Here is an 18,792-nt window from a genome sequence, read left to right as displayed (position 1 = left end):
CCCATGAACCACTCGCACCGCCACCTTCGGTCACTGCTCGCCGTCCCGCTGCTGCTGACCGGCCTGGCCGGCTGCGGCACGGCCGCCGGCGCCCCGGCCGGCGCACCGTCCGTCGCACCACCGCCCGTCGCCTCCTCACCGGCGGGCTCCCCCACCGCGACACCGACGCCGACACCGACGCCGTCGCCGACGCCCAAGTCCTCGGCCGAGCCGCTGGCCGGCCGGACCATCGTCATCGACCCGGGCCACAACCCCGGCAACGTCGACCACCCCACCGAGATCAACCAGCAGGTGGACGTCGGCAACGGTCAGAAGGAGTGCGACACCACCGGCACCGAGACCGACGCCGGCTACTCCGAGGCGGCGTACACCCTGGACGTCTCGCACCGGGTGCGCGACATCCTGCAGGGCCTGGGCGCCAAGGTGGTGCTGACCCAGGACGGCGACCGCCCGTGGGGCCCGTGCGTCACCGAGCGCGCCGCGATCGGCAACGCCGCCCACGCGGACGCCGCCATCTCGATCCACGGCGACGGCGGCCCGGCCACCGGCAGCGGCTTCCACGTGATCATGCCCGCACTGGTGAAGGCCGGGGCCGCCGACACCGGCCCGATCGTCGAGCCCTCGCACCGGCTCGGCCTGGCGGTGCGCCAGAGCTTCCAGGCCGCGACCGGCGAGCCGTACGCCGACTACATCGCGCAGCAGGGCCTGGACACCCGCAGTGACCTGGGTGGTCTGAACCTCTCCACCGTGCCGAAGGTCTTCATCGAGTGCGGCAACATGCGCAACGCCGGTGACGCCGGGCGGATGACGGACCCTCAGTGGCGCCAGAAGGCCGCCCAGGGCATCGCCGACGGCTTCACGGCCTACCTGACCACGGCATCCGGATGACCGCCGCCGAGGCGACCGGCAGGCACGCCCGCCGTCCGGTTCCAGGAGCCCGCCGTGCACCGCTTGACACGATGGCCCTAGGCTCTTGGTCCGACCGGATGTGCGTGCGCTCAGTACAATCTCACCCCGTCACGCCGTCCACGACACACCAGCGAGGGGAATGTTAGTGAATCTGCGCGCTCTCACCAGGGGAGACGCCGCCATCGCAGGTGCGGCCTTCCTGCTTCTGGTTTCATCCTTCCTGCCCTACTGGTCCGTGGACTGCTCGGCCGCCGCCTGCTCGTCGAGCGCGTGGGCCACCAACCTCCTGCCGGTGCTGCCCTCGATCTACCTGCTGGGCGTCGCCGCAGCGGCGCTGATCCTCCTTCAGAAGTTCCAGGGCGAGGCGGCGAAGACCCGTCAGATCCTGGGCCTGCGGCTGGACCAGTGGGGCAGCTCGTTCGCGGTGGTCGCGCTCTGGACCTCGCTCTGGTCGCTCGGCGCGGGTTCCAACCACTCGGTCGGTGCCTACCTCGGCGTCCTCTCGCTTCTCGTGATCACCGGTGCCGCCCTGGCCGGACCGCTGGTGCCCGCCCTGCAGGGACCGCTGGTCAGCGACAAGCCCGCCGTTCCGGCGCAGCAGTCCTACCCCGGCGCGGTCGGCGGGGGCTACCCCGGCCAGAGCTTCGGCGGCCAGCCCCAGCCCCAGCAGGGCGGCTACGGCTACCCGGGCGCCGGCCAGAGCTTCGGCGGCCAGCCCCAGCCCCAGCAGGGCGGCTACGGGTTCCCGGCGCCGGGCGCCGGCCAGCCGCAGGACGCCGGCTTCGGCCAGCAGGGCGCCCAGCCGTCCCCGTTCGGCCAGCCTGAGCCCGCTTTCGGCCAGCCGGCGCAGGCGCAGCAGGCCCAGCAGGCCCCCGCCTTCGGGCAGCAGGCCCCGCAGCCCCAGCAGGTCCAGGAGGCCGCTCCGGCCCCGGCGCCCACCCCGGCTGCCGCCGCGCCCGCGCCGGCCGCCGAATTCGCGCCGTTCTGGTTCGCCGTCCCGGAGCCCCGCCGGCTCACCCCGAAGGACGGCGCCCCCGGCCCCGTCGTCGGCGATCTGGTGCCCGGCACCTGGTACCTGGCCGTCGAGCAGCGCGGCACCGCACTGGTCGCCCAGCTGCAGGACGGCACCCAGGGTGTGCTGAGCGACGTCTCCGGCATCCAGCGCGGCTGACACCACTCATGCGAAGGGCCCGGCGGGAAGCTCCCGCCGGGCCCTTCGCAGGTCCGCGTCTCAGCAACAGCCCTCGACGTCCAGCCCGGCCGGCAGCTGGTCGGCGCCGAAGACGGCCACCGTCGCCGGGTCGCCGCCGAGCGCCGCCACCGCGAGCAGCAGCGCTCCGGACGTCCAGGTGGTGCGTTCCTCGGGCCAGATCGCGTCGTCCTCGAAGACGTACCCCGTCCAGTACGAGCCGTCCTCGTGCCGCAGGTGCCCGATCGAGCGCAGGATCTCCAGGGCGCGGTCCGACTGGCCGACCGCCCAGAGGGCGAGCGCCAGTTCGGCGCTCTCCCCGCCGGTCACCCAGGGCCGGTCGCTGACGCAGCGCACGCCGAGGCCGGGGACGACGAAGCGGTCCCAGCCCTCGGCGATCCGGGCCTGCGCCTGCGGGCCGCGCAGCGCGCTGCCGAGCACGGGGTAGTACCAGTCCATCGAGTAGCGGTCCTTGTCGAGGAACCGCTCGGGGTGCCGGGCCACCGCGTGCCGAAGCCGGCCGGCCGCCAACTCCCAGTCCGGCTGCGGCTCCTCGCGGTACTCGGCGATCGCCAGGCCGCAGCGCAGCGCGTGCAGGATGCTGGAGGAGCCGGTGAGCAGCGCCTCCTGGACCGCCACGCCGTCCTCGTCGAGCCGCCACGCTATCTGGCCGCCCGCCAGCTGCATCCCGACGGTGAAGTCGAGCGCGCGCCGGACGGTGGGCCACATCTCGTCGAGGAAGGCGTCGTCGCCGGTGCTCAGGTGGTGGTGCCAGAGGCCGACCGCCGGATAGGCGCAGAAGTTGGTCTCCACGGCTGCGTTCGAGACCCCCTCGGCGCCGTCGCCGAAGTAGCCGGCGTACCAGGAGCCGTCCCGGTTCTGGTGCTCCGCCAGCCAGCGGTAGGCCCGCTCGGCGGCGGCGTGCTCGCCGGCCGAGTCCAGCGCCATCGCGGCCTCGGTGTGGTCCCACGGGTCCAGGTGGCCGCCGGTGAACCACGGGATCGCGCCGTCCGCCCGCTGCTCGGCCAGGATGCTGCGCACCGTGGCGGCGGCCTGGGCGGCGTCCAGCACGCCCGGCAGGAGCAGCGCCTCGGAGACCTCCCCCGGGGGGATCATGCGCCGGGCCGGTTGGGCTTGCTGGCGTACGCGACGAAGCTCTTGCCGATCACCGGGTTGAGCGCGGCCTCGGCGGCCCGGGTGAGCTTGCTGATCACCGGCGTCCCGACGATGTCCCAGACCAGCAGCTGGTGGTAGGCCTTCACCGGGAGCGCCTTGTCGTTGTTCACGCCCACCGCGCACTTGATCCACCAGTACGGCGAGTGCAGCGCGTGCGCGTGGTGGGTGCCGTACGGGGTGAGGCCGGCCGAGCCCAGCTTCTCCAGCAGCTCGTCGCCGCGGTAGATCCGGATGTGCCCGCCCTCGTTGGCGTGGTACTCGTCGGAGAGCGCCCAGCAGATCTTCTCCGGCAGCCAGCGCGGCACGGTCACCGCGAGCAGCCCGCCGGGCTTGAGCACCCGGGCCATCTCGGCGAGCACGCCCTTGTCGTCGGGGATGTGCTCCATCACCTCGGAGATGATGATCTTGTCGAAGCTCTCGTCCTCGAACGGCAGCGCCAGCGCGTTGCCCTCCATCGCGACGGCGGAGGAGCCGGCCGGGGCCTCACCGGCGGCGGCCATCGCGTCGAACCACTTCTTGACCTCGGCGATCTCCTCGCCGTTCTGGTCCAGGGCCACCACGTTGGCGCCGCGGCGGTAGCACTCGAACGCGTGCCGGCCCCCGCCGCAGCCCAGGTCGAGCACCCGGTCGCCGGGGGCGATCGGGAAGCGGGAGAAGTCGACGGTCAGCACTGCGGGTCTCCTGGAGGGTGACGGAGGGTCAGGACAGATCGGACGGCTCAGGCGACGTAGCGCCAGCCGGCGCCGGACCGGGCGCGCTGCCCGGCGCCGGTGGCGATGGCCGCGCGGTAGCGGTCGACGGTCAGTTCGGCGGCGCGCTCCCAGGTGAACCGGGCCAGCACCCGCTCGCGCCCGGCCGCACCGAGGCGCGCGCGCAGCTCCGGGCCGTCCAGCAGCCGCCCGAGCGCCTGGGCCAGCGCGCCGGCGTCCCCCGGCGGCACCGCCAGGCAGGTCTCGCCGTCGGGTCCCGCCACCTCGGGGATCGCCCCGCCGGTGGTGGCGACCAGCGGCGTGCCGGTGGCCATCGCCTCGGCGGCCGGCAGCGAGAAGCCCTCGTAGAGCGAGGGGACGCAGGCCACCTCGGCGGAGCGGTAGAGGTCCACCAGCTCCTGGTCGGTCAGCCCGGTCCGGAAGTCGATGTACGGCTCCAGGCCGAACCGCCGCACGGCGTCCGCGACCGGGCCGGTGCCCTGCTTCTTGCAGACCACCACCAGATGGGCGTCCCGCTCGGTGCGCACCTTGGCGAGCGCCTCGACCAGGTGGACCAGGCCCTTGAGCGGCACGTCCGCGCTGGAGGTCGCCACGATCCGCCCGGGCACGACCGCGACCGCCTCGGACGGCGACCAGAGCCGGGTGTCCGCGCCGATCGGCACCACCGAGACGGCGCCGGGCGCGGCGCCCAGCTGCGCGGTGATCTCGGCCTTCGAGCTGCCGGAGACGGTGATGATGTGCTCCAGGCGCGCGGTCACCCGGCGCTGCATGCGGGTGAAGGCGTACCAGCGGCGCAGCGAGAGCCGCTTCAGCCGGGTGGTGGCCGCCTCCAGCTCCAGGCGGCGGTCCACGGTGACCGGGTGGTGGATCGTGGTGACCAGCGGGAACCCGTGCCGGGCCAGGCCCAGCAGGCCGTAGCCGAGCGTCTGGTTGTCGTGCACGACGTCGTAGCGGCCCTTGTGCAGCGCCAGGTAGTGGCGGGCGCGCAGCGAGAAGGTCAGCGGCTCGGGGAACCCGCCGGTCCACATGGTGGCGACCTCCAGCAGGTCCACCGGACCGCGGAACTCGGCCGCCCGCGGGGTGCGGAACGGGTCGTCCGCGCGGTACAGGTCCAGGCTGGGCAGCTCGACCAGGCGGACCGAGCCCGGGCCCTCGACCTCGTCCAGCACCGGGAACGGCTGGGCGCCGATGACGTCCACGTGGTGGCCGAGCCGGGCCAGCTCGCGCGACAGGTGGCGGACGTACACGCCCTGCCCGCCGCAGAACGGGTCGCCCCGGTAGGTGAGCAGCGCGATCCGCAGCGGCCGCCGGGCGGCAGTGGAGGGTGGCTGCCCCGTCATGGTCGGCCCCTTCTGCCCACTTCCCCCGGGCCGGCCGGCCTCAGCGGAAAAGTAGATCAAGTTTCATGGTGGTGTGGAATTCGTCATTGGACATGTGAACAATGAGAGATCTCGAAGATACCGGCCCGTAGCTTCCGCGTCGGAGGCAGGGCTGGTGATTCGCGACACGCTGCGGCCGTGCTGCCGCCATGCCGCCGCCGTGCGCCGTCAGGGGTCCCCTTGAGTACCACCGCCAGTCCGCCCGCTCACCTCACGCTGACACCCCGTCAGGCCGAACGGCGCCGCCGGATCCTGGCCGCCGCCACCGTGCTGGCCTGCCGGGGCGGGTACGAGGCCGTGCAGATGCGCGAGGTGGCCGAGGCCGCCTCGGTCGCGCTGGGGACGCTCTACCGGTACTTCCCGTCCAAGGTCCACCTGCTGGTCGCGGTGATGCAGGATCAGCTGGGCCGCCTGCTGGACCAGGTCCGCCGGCACCCGCCGACCGGCGAGGACCCGGCGGTCCGGGTGGCCGACGCGCTCACCGGGGCGTTCCACGCCCTCCAGCGCCAACCGCAGCTGGCCGAGGCGATGGTGCGGGCGCTGTCCTTCGCGGACCGCTCGGTCAGCGTGGAGGTGGACGAGGTCAGCAAGCTCACCTCGGCGATCATCCTGCACGCGATCGGCCGGACCGACGGCCCCGACGAGGGGCAGCGCGCGGCGGTCCGGGTGATCGAGCACACCTGGCACTCGGCGCTGGTCGCCTGGCTGTCCGGTCGCGCCTCGCTGGACGAGGTCCGGGCCGACCTGAGCACCGCCGCCCGGCTGCTCTCGCCCTGAGCTTTGTGCTCCGTCCCGGGGACAGCGCGGCGAGCCCGCCGCCGCCGGTTGGCCCACCCCGCTAGCGTCCCGGCGTGTGACGAAGCAGAGCCCGCCCGAGCGGCGGACGGCGTTCGCCTGGGCGCGGGACACGCCGAGGCTCGAATCCGCCGCGACCGCGCTGGACCAGCGCCTGCCCCTCCTGGACGTCGCGAAGGGCCTGGTCCGCAAGGTCTTCCCCGACCACTGGTCGTTCCTGCTCGGCGAACTGGCCCTCTACAGCCTGGTCATCCTGCTGCTGACCGGGGTCTACCTGACCGCGTTCTTCCGGCCGAGCATGGGCGAGATCGTCTACCAGGGCTCCTACCAGCCGCTCAGCGGCGTGCGGATGACCGAGGCGTACGCGTCCGCGCTCGGCATCACCTTCGACGTGCGCGGCGGCCTGCTGATCCGTCAGATCCACCACTGGGCAGCGGTGGTGTTCACCGCCTCGCTCAGCGTGCACCTGCTGCGGGTCTTCTTCACCGGTGCCTTCCGGCGCCCGCGCGAGCTGAACTGGCTGCTGGGCGTCACGCTCTTCGTGCTCGCGCTGCTGGAGGGCTTCTCGGGCTACTCGCTGCCGGACGACCTGATCTCCGGCGAGGGCCTGCGGATCGCCGAGGGCGTGATGCTCTCGATCCCGCTGGTGGGCAGCTACCTGACCTTCTTCGTCTTCGGCGGCGCCTACCCGGGCACCGACATCATCCCGCGGCTCTACTCGCTGCACATCCTGCTGATCCCGGGCCTGCTGGTGGCCCTGGTCGGCGCGCACCTCCAGCTGGTCTTCACCCTCAAGCACACCCACTGGGGCGGGCGCGGGCGGACCAACCGCAACGTGGTCGGGGTGCCGTTCTTCCCGCAGTTCCTGGCCCGCACGGTCGGGCTGCTCTTCGCGGTGGCGGCCGTCCTGGCGACGCTCGGCGCGCTCGCCCAGATCAACCCGATCTGGCTGTTCGGCCCCTACCGTGCCGACCAGGCCTCGACCGGCTCCCAACCCGACTGGTACATGGGCTTCCTGGAGGGCTCGCTGCGCCTGATGCCCGCCTCCGAAACGCGCGTTCTGGGGCACAGCGTCTCCTGGGGCGCGTTCGTCCCGGCGGTGCTGCTGCCCGGGGTGATCTTCACGGGGCTCTACCTGTATCCCTTCGCCGAGCGCTGGATCACCCGCGGCCGGGGCGAGCACCACCTGTGCGACCGCCCGCGCAACCAGCCCACCCGGACCGGCCTCGGGGTGGCCGGCATCGCCCTGTACGGGGTGCTGCTGGTGGCCGGCGGCGACGACGTGATCGTCTACTCCTTCGGCCTCTCGGTGAACGCCTTCGTCTGGACCTTCCGCGTCCTGTTCTTCGTCCTGCCGCCGCTCTGCTTCCTGCTGACCAAGCGGATCTGCCTGGCCCTGCAGGCGCACGACCGCGAGCGGCTGCTGGCGGGCGACGAGAGCGGCGACGTCGCCCAGTCGGTGGAGGGCGGCTACACCGAGCGGCACCGGGCGCTGACCGCCGACCAGCGCTACGTCCTGCTCGCTCGCGACGTCCCCGCGCCTCTCGACGCACCGCCAGTGCAAGGGCCGCGGCTGCTGCGCCTGCTGGTCCGGGTGCGCATCGCGCTCAGCCGGTGGTTCCACCAGGACCAGGTGGAGCTGCCCGCCACCGAGCAGCAGCGCCGCGCGATCGCCGCCGCCGTCGCACCCCCGGGCCACCAGCAGGAGGAGGACGTATGACGGCTGTCGCCACCGAACCGGTCGACGGCGGGGTCCGGGTCCGCCGGGGCCGCGCGGTGCTGCGCTGGGTGACCTCGACCGACCACAAGATGATCGGCAACCTCTACCTGGCGACCTCGTTCGGGTTCTTCCTGATCGGCGGCATCCTGGCGATGCTGATGCGGGCCGAACTCATGCGCCCGGGGCTCCAGTTCTTCACGAACGAGCAGTACAACCAGCTGTTCACCCTGCACGGCACGATCATGCTGCTGCTCTTCGCGACCCCCACCTTCGTCGGCTTCGCCAACGCGATCATGCCGCTGCAGATCGGCGCGCCCGACGTCGCGTTCCCGCGCCTGAACGCCTTCACCTACTGGGCGTTCCTGCTGGGCGCCCTGATGGTGCTGAGCGGCTTCCTGACCGCCCAGGGCGCCGCCTCGTTCGGCTGGTTCGCCTACGCGCCGCTCAACGGCCCGGTCTTCTCGCCCGGTTCGGGCTCCGACCTGTGGACGATGGGCCTGGTGGTGGCCGGCGTCGGCACGATCCTGGGCGCGGTCAACTTCATCACCACCATCACCTGCCTGCGGGCCCCCGGGATGACGCTGTTCCGGATGCCGATCTTCACCTGGAACGTGCTCTTCACCTCGATCATGGTGCTGATGGCCTTCCCGGTGCTGACCGCGGCGCTGCTCGCGCTGGAGGCGGACCGCAAGTTCGGCGCGCACGTCTTCGACGCGGCCAGCGGCGGCGCGCTGCTCTGGCAGCACCTGTTCTGGTTCTTCGGGCACCCGGAGGTCTACATCGTCGCGCTGCCGTTCTTCGGCATCGTCAGCGAGATCCTGCCGGTCTTCAGCCGCAAGCCGATCTTCGGCTACGCCAGCCTGATCGGCGCGACCATCGCGATCACCGCGCTGTCGATGACGGTCTGGGCCCACCACATGTTCGCCACCGGCCAGGTGCTGCTGCCGTTCTTCTCGCTGCTGTCGTTCCTGATCGCGGTGCCGACCGGGGTGAAGTTCTTCAACTGGATCGGCACCATGTGGCAGGGCTCGCTCTCCTTCGAGACGCCGATGCTCTGGTCGATCGGCTTCCTGGTGACCTTCCTCTTCGGCGGCCTGACCGGCGTGCTGCTCGCCGCACCGCCGATCGACTTCCACGTGACGGACAGCTACTTCGTGGTGGCCCACATGCACTACGTGCTGTTCGGCACGGTGGTCTTCGCGACCTTCGGCGGCTTCTACTACTGGTGGCCCAAGATCACCGGGCGGATGCTGGACGAGCGGCTGGGCCGGATCCACTTCGGGCTGCTCTTCGTCGGCTTCCAGACCACCTTCCTCGTGCAGCACTGGCTCGGCGCGATCGGCATGCCGCGCCGCTACGCCGACTACCTGCCCTCCGACGGCTTCACCACGCTCAACACCATCTCCTCGATCGGCTCGTTCGTGCTGGGCGCCTCGACGCTGGTCTTCCTCTACAACGTCTGGTGGACCGCGCGGCACGCCCCGCGGGTGACCGAGGACGACCCCTGGGGGTACGGGCGGTCGCTGGAGTGGGCCACCTCCTGCCCGCCGCCCAAGCACAACTTCACCGCCCTGCCGCGGATCCGCTCCGAATCACCGGCCTTCGACCTGCACCACCCCGAGTTCCGGGACGGCGCCCTGTGAAGCTGGAGGCGCGCCTGTTCACCGGTCTCGCGCTGTTCCTGGGCGTCACCGCGCTGATCTACTGGATCTTCTCCCACGAGCCGGCCGGGACCACCGCGCTGACCGTCGGCTTCCTGATGTCCTCGCTGGTCGGGTTCTTCTACCACGTGCAGTACCGACGCTCCGGGCTCCGCCCACAGGACACCGGCACGGCCCAGATCGCCGACACCACCGGGCCGCTGGGCTTCTTTCCGCCGCGCAGCAGCTGGCCGGCCGCCGCCGCGGTGGGTCTCACCGTGCTGGCGCTGGGCGTGGTGTTCGCACTCTGGCTGGTCGTGGTCGGCTTCGCGCTGGTGGCCGGGGCCGTCGCCGGCTTCGTCTTCCAGTACGCCGGACGCGACGACGGCTGAGCCGGCCCGCGATGTGCTGGAGCGCCCAGGCCGACCTGGTGGCGGGCACCGCCGTCAGCGGCCTCGGGCTGGCCTGCCTGGCCCGGGTCCGGCGGCTCCGGGACCTGCCGCTGGCGGCGCTGCCGCTCGTGCTGGGCCTGCACCAGTTGCTGGAGGCGCTGGTCTGGCTGGGAGCGGACGCGGCGGGCGGCGGCGGGCCGACCCGCTGGGCGCGCACCGCCTGGGCGGCGATCGCGCTGCCGCTGCTGCCGGTGCTCGTCCCGGCGGGGGTGTGGTGCGCGACCGGGCGGGCCCGGGTGTCGCCGTTCGCGGTGCTGGGGGCCGTGGTCGGCGTCCCGCTCGCGGCGGCGGTGGCGGCGCACCCCGTCACGGCGCGGGCGCACGGCCACACCCTGGCGTACGGGGTCGGCGTGCCGTACGCGACGCTGCTGCTGGCCGGCTACCTGCTGGCCACGGTGGGCTCGCTGCTGGTCAGCGGCGACCGGCTGCTGCGGCTGCTCGGCGCGGTGGTGGGCGTGGGCGCGGGGGTCTGCGCGCTGGTGTGGCGGCTGGCGTTCGTGTCGACCTGGTGCGCGCTGGCCGCCGTGGCGAGCCTGCTGCTCCTGGTCTGGGTGGGCGCTCGGAGGGGGCAGGTACAGTCTTAGGGCCGTCCTCCGCTCGAAAGGCCCAGCCCTCTCATGCTCTCCCCCGCCCGCACCGGCGCCGCCCTCCTGACCGCCGGTCTGCTGGCGGGCCTGGCCGCCGGGCCCGCACTCGCCGACTCCGCCTCGCCGTCGCCCTCTCCCTCACCTGTCGCCGCTCCCGCCGCGCTCTACGGCAAGAGCGACCCGACCTACGACGGCGTCTGGCGCCAGTCGCTGGCGCTCACCGCGCTGGCCGCCGCCAAGATCACCCCCGCCGACTCGGCGGTCGCCTGGCTGACCGGCCAGCAGTGCGCGGACGGCGGCTGGCCCTCCTTCCGCGCCAACACCGCCGCGGCCTGCACCGTGTCGACCGAGGACAGCAACGCGACCTCGGTCGCGGTCCAGGCGCTGGCCACCCTCGGCGGGCACCAGGACGCCGTGGACAAGGGCGTGCAGTGGATCAAGGCCAACCAGAACGCGGACGGCAGCTGGTCCTACAACCCCGGCACCCCCGGTGACGCGAACTCCACCGGCCTGGTCGTCAGCGCGCTGCGGGCCGCGAAGACCGACCCGTCGACGGTGGCCAAGGCCGGCAAGGACGGGCTGCAGGGCCTGGCGTCCTTCCAGCTCGGCTGCAACACCCCCGCCGACCAGCACGGCGCCTTCGCCTACCAGCCGGACACCAAGGGCGCCCTCGCCGCCAACGCGCTGGCCACCGCCCAGGCCGCGCTGGCCGCCGCGGGCGGCTCGCTGCCGGTGGCCGCGGGCAGCCCGACCGGGCGCGCGCCGCAGGCGCTGAGCTGCACCTCGGACGGCGCGTACGTCGCGCCCGGCGAGGCCGCCTCGGCCTACCTCACCGCCCAGTTGGCCTCCGGCGGCAAGCACCTGATGCTCACCACTCCCGGCGCCACCCCGACGCCGGACTACAACGCCACCGCCTGGGCCGCGATCAGCCTGGTCCGGGCCGGCCACCCCGAGCCGGCGGCCGACGCCGTCGCCTGGCTGGCCGACACGGCCGGCACCTGGGCCAAGGGCCCGTCCGGCACCGACGCCTCGGCCACCGCGACGCTGCTGCTGGCCGCCGAGGCCACCGGCCACAACCTGCACGCCTTCGGCGGCACCGACCTGGTCGCCCAGCTCACCGCGGCCGGCCCCGCGCCCAAGACCACCGGCGCCAAGAAGCAGGCCGGCTCCCCGGCCATCATCATCGGCTTCGGCCTGATCGGCGGCATCGGCGCCGGGTTCTTCATCAGCATGAACCGCAAGCGCGGCCAGCGGACCGGCAAGTGACCGCAGCACTGCGACGGACGGCGGCGGGCCTGCTCGCCGCCGTCCTGCTCGGCCTGCTCGCGGCCTCCCCCGCGAGCGCCACCAGCTATCGCTACTGGTCCTTCTGGCGTGCGGGCAGCGGCAGTTGGGCTTACCAGACGACAGGCGCCACCACCTATGTGCCGGCCGACGGCTCGGTGGACGGCTGGCGCTTCACGCTCAGCCCGGACGGCGCCAAGAGCGCCGAACGCCCCAGTGCCACCCCCGACTTCGCCTCGCTCTGCGCCAACACCCCGGCACAGAGCGGCAAGAAGCGGGTCGCGCTGGTACTGGACTACGGCACCCCGGCCGACGGGACCTCCGAGGCGGCCCCGGCGTCGGCACCTCGTACCGGCTGTGCGGTGCTGGACCCCAGCGCCAGCTCCGCCGAGGCGCTGGCCGCCGTCGCACCGCCGCTGCGCTACGGCTCCGGCGGGTTCCTCTGCGCCATCGCGGGCTACCCGTCCAGTGGCTGCGGTGAGGCGGCGGGCGCCGCGACCCCGGCCGCTGCGCCGAAGAGCGCCGGTCCGAACCTCGGCGCGATCGCCGGCGGCGTGCTCGTCGTGCTGCTCGGCGCGGGCGCCTGGTGGCAGGCCCGTCGGCGCCGGGCGCAGGACTGAGGGCTGCCCGGTGATCCCGGTGACCCGGTCGCGTGGTACCCGCTCCGCCGTCGGTCCGCGTCAACTCCACCCGGGAGCCTGGTGGTTGTGGGCCATCGGGCTGGCCGCCGCGGCCTCCAGGACCAGCAACCCGCTGCTGCTCCTGCTCGTCGTCGCGGTGGCCGGCTATGTGGTCACCACCCGTCGCACGGACGCCCCCTGGTCGCGCTCCTACGGCGCCTTCGTGCGGATCGGGCTGGCCGTGCTCGCCGTCCGGGTGCTCTTCGCGATCCTGCTCGGCTCGCCCGTCCCCGGCTCGCACCTGCTCTTCACGCTGCCCCAACTACCGCTCCCCAGCTGGGCGCAGGGCGTGCGGGTCGGCGGCCGGGTGACGCTGGAGGCGGTGCTCTTCGCCACGTACGACGGGCTGCGGCTGGCCACCCTGCTGATCTGCGTCGGCGCGGCGAACGCGCTCGCCTCGCCGGCCCGGCTGCTGCGCGTGCTGCCCGCCGCGCTCTACGAGGTCGGGGTGGCCGCGGTGGTGGCCACCTCGTTCGCGCCGAACCTGGTCGCTGACGTCCAACGGCTGCGCGCCGCACGCCGGTTGCGCGGACGGGCGGACCGCGGCCTGCGCTCGGTGCTCAGCGTGGGCCTCCCGGTCCTGGAGAGCGCGCTGGAACGGTCGGTGGCGCTGGCCGCCGCTATGGACACCCGCGGCTTCGGCCGCACCGCGCCCGTCCCGCGCTCGGTCGCCCGGACCACCGCCGCACTCACCCTCGGCGGACTGCTCGGCATCTGCGCCGCCGTCTACGGGCTGCTCACCGCGGGCAGCGGCGGCTGGGTGCTGCCCGTCCTGCTGCTCGGACTCGGCGCGGCCGGCGGCGGACTCCTGCTCGGCAGCCGACGGACCGTCAGAACCCGCTACCGTCCCGACCCCTGGGCGCGCGCCGAGTGGCTGGTGGCCGGCTCGGGCCTGGCGGTCGCCGCCGCGACGATCTGGCTCTCCGGGCGCGACCCGGCGGCCTTCGCGCCCTCGGTGGTGCCGCCGACCGCGCCCGCGCTGCCGCTGGCCGCCGCGGCCGCCGTCCTGCTCGGACTGCTGCCCGCCTTCGCCGCCCCCTCTCCGACCCCCGCCAGAAAGTCCGATCAGTCGTGATCACCTTCGAGCAGGTCTCGGTCCACTACACCGACGCCGCCGAACCGGCCCTCACCGGCGTGGACCTGACCGTCCCCGAGGGCGAACTCTGCCTGCTGGTCGGCCCGTCCGGCGCCGGCAAGTCCACCCTGCTGGGAACGGTCAGCGGCCTCGTCCCGCACTTCACCGGCGGCGTCCTGCACGGCCGGGTGACCGTCGCCGGACGCGACACCCGCACCCACCGTCCGCGCGAACTCGCCGACGTGGTGGGCACCGTGGGCCAGGACCCGCGCGCCCACTTCGTCACTGACACGGTCGAGGACGAACTCGCGTACGGCATGGAGTCGCTGGGCCTCGCGCCCGAGGTGATGCGCCGCCGGGTGGAGGAGACGCTCGACCTGCTGGGCCTGGCCGAGCTGCGCGACCGGGCTCTCGGCACACTCTCCGGCGGACAGCAGCAGCGGGTCGCGATCGGCTCGGTGCTCACCGTCCACCCCAAGGTGCTGGTACTGGACGAGCCCACCTCCGCACTTGACCCCGGCGCGGCCGAGGAGGTGCTCGCCGTCCTGCAACGGCTGGTCCACGACCTGGGCACCACCGTACTGATGGCCGAACACCGGCTGGAGCGGGTCGTCCAGTACGCCGACCAGGTGCTGCTGCTGCCCGGCGGCGGGCAGCCGCCGGTGCTCGGCGACCCCGCCGAGGTGCTGGCACACGCGCCGGTCTTCCCGCCCGTGGTGGGCCTGGGCCGGGTGGCCGGCTGGTCGCCGCTGCCGCTCACCGTCCGCGACGCACGCCGCCGGGCCGCGCCGCTGCGCGCCCGGCTGGCCGGCCTGCGACCCGCCCCCACCACCCCGCCGCCCGCCGCCACCGCCGCGCCGATCGCCGAGACCGCCCGGCTGACCGTGCGGCGCGGGCCGGTCCCCGCGCTGCGCGGCGTCGACCTGGTGCTGCGCCCCGGCGAGGTCACCGCGCTGATGGGACGCAACGGCGCGGGCAAGTCCACCCTGCTCGGCGCCCTGGCCGGCCTGCACACCCCCGCCGCCGGCACCGTGCGGGTCGGCGCGCTCACCCCGCACAAGGCCCGCCCGAAGGAGCTGATCCGCCAGGTCGCCCTGGTCCCGCAGGACCCGCGCGACCTGCTCTACGGCGAGAGCGTCGCGGCCGAGTGCACCGCCGCCGACCAGGACGCGGGCGCCACCGCCGGCACCTGCCGCGCGCTGGTCGAACGGCTGCTCCCCGGCATCGCCGACCACACCCACCCGCGCGACCTCTCCGAGGGCCAGCGGCTCAGCCTGGCGCTCGCCGTCGTGCTGACCGCCCGCCCGGCCCTGCTGCTGCTCGACGAGCCCACCCGCGGCCTGGACTACGCGGCCAAGGCACGGCTGGTGGAGATCCTCGGCGGGCTCGCCGCCGACGCGCACGCGATCCTGCTGGCCACCCACGACGTCGAACTCGCCGCCGAACTCGCCCACCGCACGGTCGTCCTGGCGGACGGCGAGATCGTGGCCGACGGGCCGTCGGCGGACGTGGTGCTGGGCTCGCCCGCGTTCGCGCCGCAGGTCGCCAAGGTGCTGCAACCCGAGCCGTGGCTGACCGTCCGCCAGGTCGCCGCCGCGCTGGCCGCTTCGGGGTCCGCGCCGTGAACCTCTCCCGTCCCGTCCCGCTCGGCCGCCGCTCGATCGCCGTCCTCGTCCTGACCTCGCTGATCGGCACAGCCGCCTTCGGCTGGCCGCTGCTCGCCGACACCTCCTCCGCCGCGGTCGGCCACTCCGCCGACGCGCCCTGGCTCTTCGCGCTGCTGCTGCCGCTGCTGCTCGCCGTGGTGGTCGCGCAGATCTCCGAGTCCGGCCTGGACCCGAAGGCGGTCGCCCTGCTCGGCGTGCTCTCCGCCGCCGGCGCCGCGCTGCGCCCGCTGGGAGCCGGGACGGCCGGCCTGGAGCCGATGTTCTTCCTGATGGTGCTCGCCGGGCGGGTCCTCGGACCGGGCTTCGGCTTCGTCCTGGGCTCGGTCTCGATGTTCGCGTCCGCCCTGCTGACCGGCGGGGTCGGCCCCTGGCTGCCGTTCCAGATGCTCGCCATGGGCTGGGTCTGCCTCGGCGCCGGCCTGCTCCCCGGCCCCGCCACCCTGCGCGGACGGGCCGAACTGCTGCTGCTCGCCGGGTACGGCGCGGTCACCGCCATCCTCTACGGCACGATCACCAACCTCCAGGGCTGGCCCTACATCGCCGGCCAGGCCAGCTCGGTGGCCTTCGTCCCGGGCGACCCGCTCAGCGCCAACCTGCCGCGCTTCGTCGTCTACTGCCTGACCACCTCACTCGGCTGGGACCTCCCCCGCGCCGCCCTCACCGCCGTCCTCTGCCTCACCCTCGGCACCCCCGTCCTGCGCGCGCTGCGCCGAGCCACCCGCAGGGCCGCCTTCGCCGCCCCGGTCGCCTTCGTCCCCCCGGAGCACGACCGGTGAGCGGCTACGCGACCGAGTGCGTCACGGTCCCGGTGTAGCCGCCTCCCACAGCGGAGGCGGGTACCGCGACGATCAGCGTCGGGTTCCAGGTCACGGAGGTGACCAGGGTGCCGTTCGCCAGGCTGAAGGCCGTGCGGGAGGCGCTCAGGCTCTGCGCCTGCGCCGCGGTGGCCTGCCCCGGGGTGGCGGTGCCGAGGCCGGTCTTCGCGGTGGCCGGCCCCGACCAGTAGGAGACGCTTCCCTTCCCGATGGTCTGGGCGGGGGCGCCGGCGCCCGTGGTGAAGTTCGTCGCGGTGACGGTGGTGGTCCATGCGGCCACCACGCCGGTGTCGTCCACCGTCACCGCGCCGAGGTGCCCGGTGATCACTCCGCCCGGCGCCGCGCTGCCGAGGCTCGCCGACGTCGGCACGGTGATCGACAGACCGAGCAACCGCGGCTCGGGCCGGGTTGCCGGCCAGGCCGGCCAAGCCGTGGGCAGCACGAGCGCGATCGCACAGGACAGCGCCGCCGGAGTTCTCCTCATCGCGCTCCGAGTCGGCGTCGCGCGGCGATGAACAGCAGGCCCACGCCTACAACCGCCACGACTGCGACGATCGAGCCCGAGGCGAACCAACCCGTCTGCGGCAGGACTCCGTTGTTGCTGCTGCCGGCGTCGGCCGGGAAGGTGAGGGTGGCGGTTGCGGTCCGCTGCACGAGGCCGCTGACCAGCGTCAGATGCGCCGTCCAGGGGCCGTCGGGGAGCCTGCGGTCCAGCAGCACGGTGACCGGCGCGGTGTCTCCCGGTGCCAGTGTGGTGCCGCGGGTGACCTGGAACGGTCCGGCGTTCATGGCACCGGGCCCGTCCGACAGCGACAGCGTTCCGCCCAGCTCCAGGGCCCGTTGGCCGGTGTTGTGGACCTGGGCCAGGATCTCGGGTTGCCCGTCGGCCGTACGGGCGGCCGACAGCTCCCCGATCTGGAAGTCGGACGGCGGCTCACCGCCGGGCCCGACGTCGACGTACAGACGTACCCCGACGCGGTTGACGGTGGTCACGCTGTGCGAAGCGTCAGGCCGGGAGCTGACCTGGGCCCAGATGACGCCGTACCGCTCTCCGGAGGAAGCCGCAGGCCGCACGCTGACCGTTGCCCGTACTTCTGCCTTGCCGTGCGGGGGAAGGTCGAGACTGCTGTGGTCGAGGGCGATCCAGTCGGTCAGCTCGTTCGCGGTGCGATCGGGGGCGAACACGAAGGCGTCGTGCTCGATGGCCGCCGCAGCGGGGTAGAGGTCGACGTGCTGGGGGGCGGAGGACGTGCTGGAGATCTCCAGCCGTCGGTTGATCACCGCACCGGGGGCGAGGTGGTCGACGATGGAGGTGAGCGCACGAGGATCGTCGTGCCGATTGAGCGGGGCTTCGAGCAGGCGGATGCCGACGCTGCCGTCCGGGCTCGGCTCCGCGCTTGCGGATCGGCCCGTCCCGGTCGTCGCGCCGACCGCGCTGGCCGCGCTGATGCACAGCGCGACCAGCAGCAGAGTCAGCAGTGCCAGGCGAAGTGCCGGACTATGCGACCGAATGTGTCACCGTCCCCGTATAGAGACCTCCTACGGCTGAGGCGGGTACCGCGACCACCAGTGTCGGATTCCAACTCGCAGAGTTGTTGCCGTTTCCGCCCGTCATGCTGAAGGCCGTGATGGCCGTGGTCAGCGGCTGCTTCTGGGTGGATGTGGCCTGGCCCGGAGTGAAGGTTCCGTTGCCGGTTGTCGCGGTGGCAGGTCCTGACCAGTACGACACGTTGCTCTTCGTGATCGTCTCCGCGGCTGTTCCCGCACCGGTGGTGTAGTCCGTCGAGGACACCGTCGAGGTCCAGAACGCGTTGAGCAGGGCACGGTTGTCAGTGACCGTCACCGACCCGAGCTGCCCGCTGGTCGTGCCGCCGGGGACCCCGGCCGGGAGACCGGCCGAGGTGGGAACCGTGATCGAGATGGCGCCGACCGTCACGGTGAACGTCACGGTGGTGTCCCCCGAACCCGCGGCGCTCGCCGGGCCTCCGATGGCCACCAGGGCTATGGCGAGAGCGCCGGTCAGTACGTGCTTCGCGCGCAAGAGAATCTCCTGTCGATGGGAGTACGAGCGGAGCGGCTGCACAGCGCACGCCGCCTCGCTCACCTGTCATATGACAATCGGCAGAGGAGGCAGGCCACTTGAGGAGGGCGGTCTCATTTCACTGATTCAGACGCAGACGAACCATCAGCCCTTGCCTGGCTTCGGCCCAACCGCCGGGCTGTGAAACGATTCTGCGGAGAGGCAGTCCCGAGCACAGGTCAGAGGCCGAGGATTTCGCGGATGAGGCTGAGCTTGCGCTCCGGGGACAGGTCCTGGGGCCGGTCGGCGAGCAGACCGTTCAGCACTGCGGACACGTCGGAGTCGTCGGGATCCTGGATGGCGTCGATGACCTGGCACCGCAGGCCGGCGTCCCGGACGAACACCCACAGCTCCTGCTCCTTGCGCGGCTCGTCGTTCTCCCTGGGCGACAGTCGCCAGGACGGGAACCAGCCGAGACCCGCCTCGGTCAGGCTCTCGGCCACCTCGTCCAGGACGTACCTGCCGAGCCTCCGGTAGCCGAGCTCCTCACGCAGCTCGCCGAGCGTGACCTTGAGTAGCCCACCTGAGGCGCGGCAGCGGTCGGCCACGGTGCCGGCACCAGCGCCCCCCGTCGCCGCCGGCCGATCACCCTGCGGATGCGTTAAGTCCTTCATGCCCTGACCAACGATTCGGA

19 protein-coding genes are annotated in these 18,792 nt (G+C 73.3%); 12 read left to right on the top strand and 7 right to left on the bottom strand.

Annotated features, from left to right (window positions below; genetic code table 11):
- The first annotated feature begins 3 nt into the window (after positions 1–3).
- Together P3T37_RS06445 and P3T37_RS06440 are read left to right on the top strand one after the other, a co-directional pair.
- Entirely contained in the window at positions 4–888 is an 885-nt protein-coding gene (locus tag P3T37_RS06445) for an N-acetylmuramoyl-L-alanine amidase (protein WP_280722433.1), read from the top strand.
- 166 nt (positions 889–1,054) lie between these two features.
- Positions 1,055–2,080: a hypothetical protein gene (locus P3T37_RS06440; RefSeq protein WP_280722432.1), complete on the top strand. Its 1,026-nt coding sequence runs from the start codon at positions 1,055–1,057 to the stop codon at positions 2,078–2,080.
- 60 nt (positions 2,081–2,140) lie between these two features.
- Here the strand turns inward: P3T37_RS06440 and P3T37_RS06435 are convergent, their stop codons facing one another.
- The 3 genes from P3T37_RS06435 to P3T37_RS06425 are packed head-to-tail and all read right to left on the bottom strand — an operon-like array spanning position 2,141 to position 5,324.
- Positions 2,141–3,214, bottom strand: a complete 1,074-nt coding sequence (locus P3T37_RS06435) for a prenyltransferase (RefSeq protein ID WP_280722431.1) — start codon at positions 3,212–3,214, stop codon at positions 2,141–2,143.
- Positions 3,211–3,984, bottom strand: coding sequence for a class I SAM-dependent methyltransferase (locus P3T37_RS06430; protein WP_280722491.1), 774 nt, complete (start codon positions 3,982–3,984; stop codon positions 3,211–3,213). Before P3T37_RS06430 ends, P3T37_RS06435 begins: the two co-directional genes overlap by 4 nt.
- An 8-nt stretch (positions 3,985–3,992) precedes the next feature.
- Positions 3,993–5,324, bottom strand: coding sequence for a glycosyltransferase family 4 protein (locus P3T37_RS06425; RefSeq protein WP_280722430.1), 1,332 nt, complete (start codon positions 5,322–5,324; stop codon positions 3,993–3,995).
- 219 nt (positions 5,325–5,543) lie between these two features.
- Between P3T37_RS06425 and P3T37_RS06420 the strand changes: the two genes are divergently transcribed.
- The 10 genes from P3T37_RS06420 to P3T37_RS06375 all read left to right on the top strand — a co-directional run bounded on the left by P3T37_RS06420 (position 5,544) and on the right by P3T37_RS06375 (position 16,039).
- Positions 5,544–6,140, top strand: coding sequence for a TetR family transcriptional regulator (locus P3T37_RS06420; RefSeq protein WP_280722429.1), 597 nt, complete (start codon positions 5,544–5,546; stop codon positions 6,138–6,140).
- 160 nt (positions 6,141–6,300) lie between these two features.
- The gene (locus P3T37_RS06415; protein WP_280722490.1) at positions 6,301–7,878 is read left to right on the top strand and encodes a ubiquinol-cytochrome c reductase cytochrome b subunit; all 1,578 of its coding nucleotides are present in this window, start codon (positions 6,301–6,303) and stop codon (positions 7,876–7,878) included.
- Entirely contained in the window at positions 7,875–9,521 is a 1,647-nt protein-coding gene (gene ctaD / locus P3T37_RS06410) for a cytochrome c oxidase subunit I (protein ID WP_280722428.1), read from the top strand. Before P3T37_RS06415 ends, ctaD begins: the two co-directional genes overlap by 4 nt.
- On the top strand, positions 9,518–9,910 hold the full coding sequence (locus P3T37_RS06405) for a cytochrome c oxidase subunit 4 (protein ID WP_280722427.1): 393 nt from the start codon (positions 9,518–9,520) through the stop codon (positions 9,908–9,910). Before ctaD ends, P3T37_RS06405 begins: the two co-directional genes overlap by 4 nt.
- A gap of 11 nt (positions 9,911–9,921) precedes the next feature.
- Positions 9,922–10,554, top strand: coding sequence for a DUF6629 family protein (locus tag P3T37_RS06400; protein ID WP_280722426.1), 633 nt, complete (start codon positions 9,922–9,924; stop codon positions 10,552–10,554).
- A gap of 33 nt (positions 10,555–10,587) precedes the next feature.
- The gene (locus P3T37_RS06395; protein ID WP_280722425.1) at positions 10,588–11,823 is read left to right on the top strand and encodes a prenyltransferase/squalene oxidase repeat-containing protein; all 1,236 of its coding nucleotides are present in this window, start codon (positions 10,588–10,590) and stop codon (positions 11,821–11,823) included.
- Positions 11,820–12,461, top strand: a complete 642-nt coding sequence (locus P3T37_RS06390) for an SCO2322 family protein (RefSeq protein WP_280722424.1) — start codon at positions 11,820–11,822, stop codon at positions 12,459–12,461. The genes P3T37_RS06395 and P3T37_RS06390 overlap by 4 nt, the downstream gene beginning before the upstream one ends.
- A gap of 10 nt (positions 12,462–12,471) precedes the next feature.
- Entirely contained in the window at positions 12,472–13,596 is a 1,125-nt protein-coding gene (locus P3T37_RS06385; protein ID WP_280722423.1) for a CbiQ family ECF transporter T component, read from the top strand.
- On the top strand, positions 13,593–15,221 hold the full coding sequence (locus P3T37_RS06380; RefSeq protein ID WP_280722422.1) for an ABC transporter ATP-binding protein: 1,629 nt from the start codon (positions 13,593–13,595) through the stop codon (positions 15,219–15,221). The genes P3T37_RS06385 and P3T37_RS06380 overlap by 4 nt, the downstream gene beginning before the upstream one ends.
- Positions 15,218–16,039, top strand: coding sequence for an ECF transporter S component (locus tag P3T37_RS06375; protein WP_280722421.1), 822 nt, complete (start codon positions 15,218–15,220; stop codon positions 16,037–16,039). The genes P3T37_RS06380 and P3T37_RS06375 overlap by 4 nt, the downstream gene beginning before the upstream one ends.
- Before the next feature lie 4 nt (positions 16,040–16,043).
- Here P3T37_RS06375 and P3T37_RS06370 read toward each other — a convergent pair whose 3' ends face one another.
- The 4 genes from P3T37_RS06370 to P3T37_RS06355 form a co-directional block, all read right to left on the bottom strand.
- Positions 16,044–16,562: a hypothetical protein gene (locus P3T37_RS06370; protein WP_280722420.1), complete on the bottom strand. Its 519-nt coding sequence runs from the start codon at positions 16,560–16,562 to the stop codon at positions 16,044–16,046.
- Entirely contained in the window at positions 16,559–17,359 is an 801-nt protein-coding gene (locus P3T37_RS06365; protein WP_280722419.1) for a peptidase, read from the bottom strand. The genes P3T37_RS06370 and P3T37_RS06365 overlap by 4 nt, the downstream gene beginning before the upstream one ends.
- 217 nt (positions 17,360–17,576) lie before the next feature.
- Positions 17,577–18,182, bottom strand: a complete 606-nt coding sequence (locus P3T37_RS06360) for a hypothetical protein (RefSeq protein ID WP_280722418.1) — start codon at positions 18,180–18,182, stop codon at positions 17,577–17,579.
- A gap of 155 nt (positions 18,183–18,337) precedes the next feature.
- Complete coding sequence (locus tag P3T37_RS06355) at positions 18,338–18,706, bottom strand: hypothetical protein (protein WP_280722417.1); 369 nt, start codon at positions 18,704–18,706, stop codon at positions 18,338–18,340.
- Between the last annotated feature and the right edge of the window lie 86 nt (positions 18,707–18,792).

The organism is Kitasatospora sp. MAA4, from assembly GCF_029893355.1.
Classification (GTDB): Bacteria; Actinomycetota; Actinomycetes; order Streptomycetales; family Streptomycetaceae; genus Kitasatospora.
Note: the sequence above shows the minus strand (reverse complement) of the source record. Positions and strands in the feature narration are given on the sequence as shown.

Bases quoted from the DNA above. Each gene is read 5' to 3' on its own strand.
- P3T37_RS06425 (WP_280722430.1), bottom strand. From the start codon at position 5,324: ATGACGGGGCAGCCACCCTCCACTGCCGCCCGGCGGCCGCTGCGGATC.
- P3T37_RS06395 (WP_280722425.1), top strand. From the start codon at position 10,588: ATGCTCTCCCCCGCCCGCACCGGCGCCGCCCTCCTGACCGCCGGTCTG.
- P3T37_RS06400 (WP_280722426.1), top strand. From the start codon at position 9,922: ATGTGCTGGAGCGCCCAGGCCGACCTGGTGGCGGGCACCGCCGTCAGC.
- P3T37_RS06435 (WP_280722431.1), bottom strand. From the start codon at position 3,214: ATGATCCCCCCGGGGGAGGTCTCCGAGGCGCTGCTCCTGCCGGGCGTG.
- P3T37_RS06370 (WP_280722420.1), bottom strand. From the start codon at position 16,562: ATGAGGAGAACTCCGGCGGCGCTGTCCTGTGCGATCGCGCTCGTGCTG.
- ctaD (WP_280722428.1), top strand. From the start codon at position 7,875: ATGACGGCTGTCGCCACCGAACCGGTCGACGGCGGGGTCCGGGTCCGC.
- P3T37_RS06445 (WP_280722433.1), top strand. From the start codon at position 4: ATGAACCACTCGCACCGCCACCTTCGGTCACTGCTCGCCGTCCCGCTG.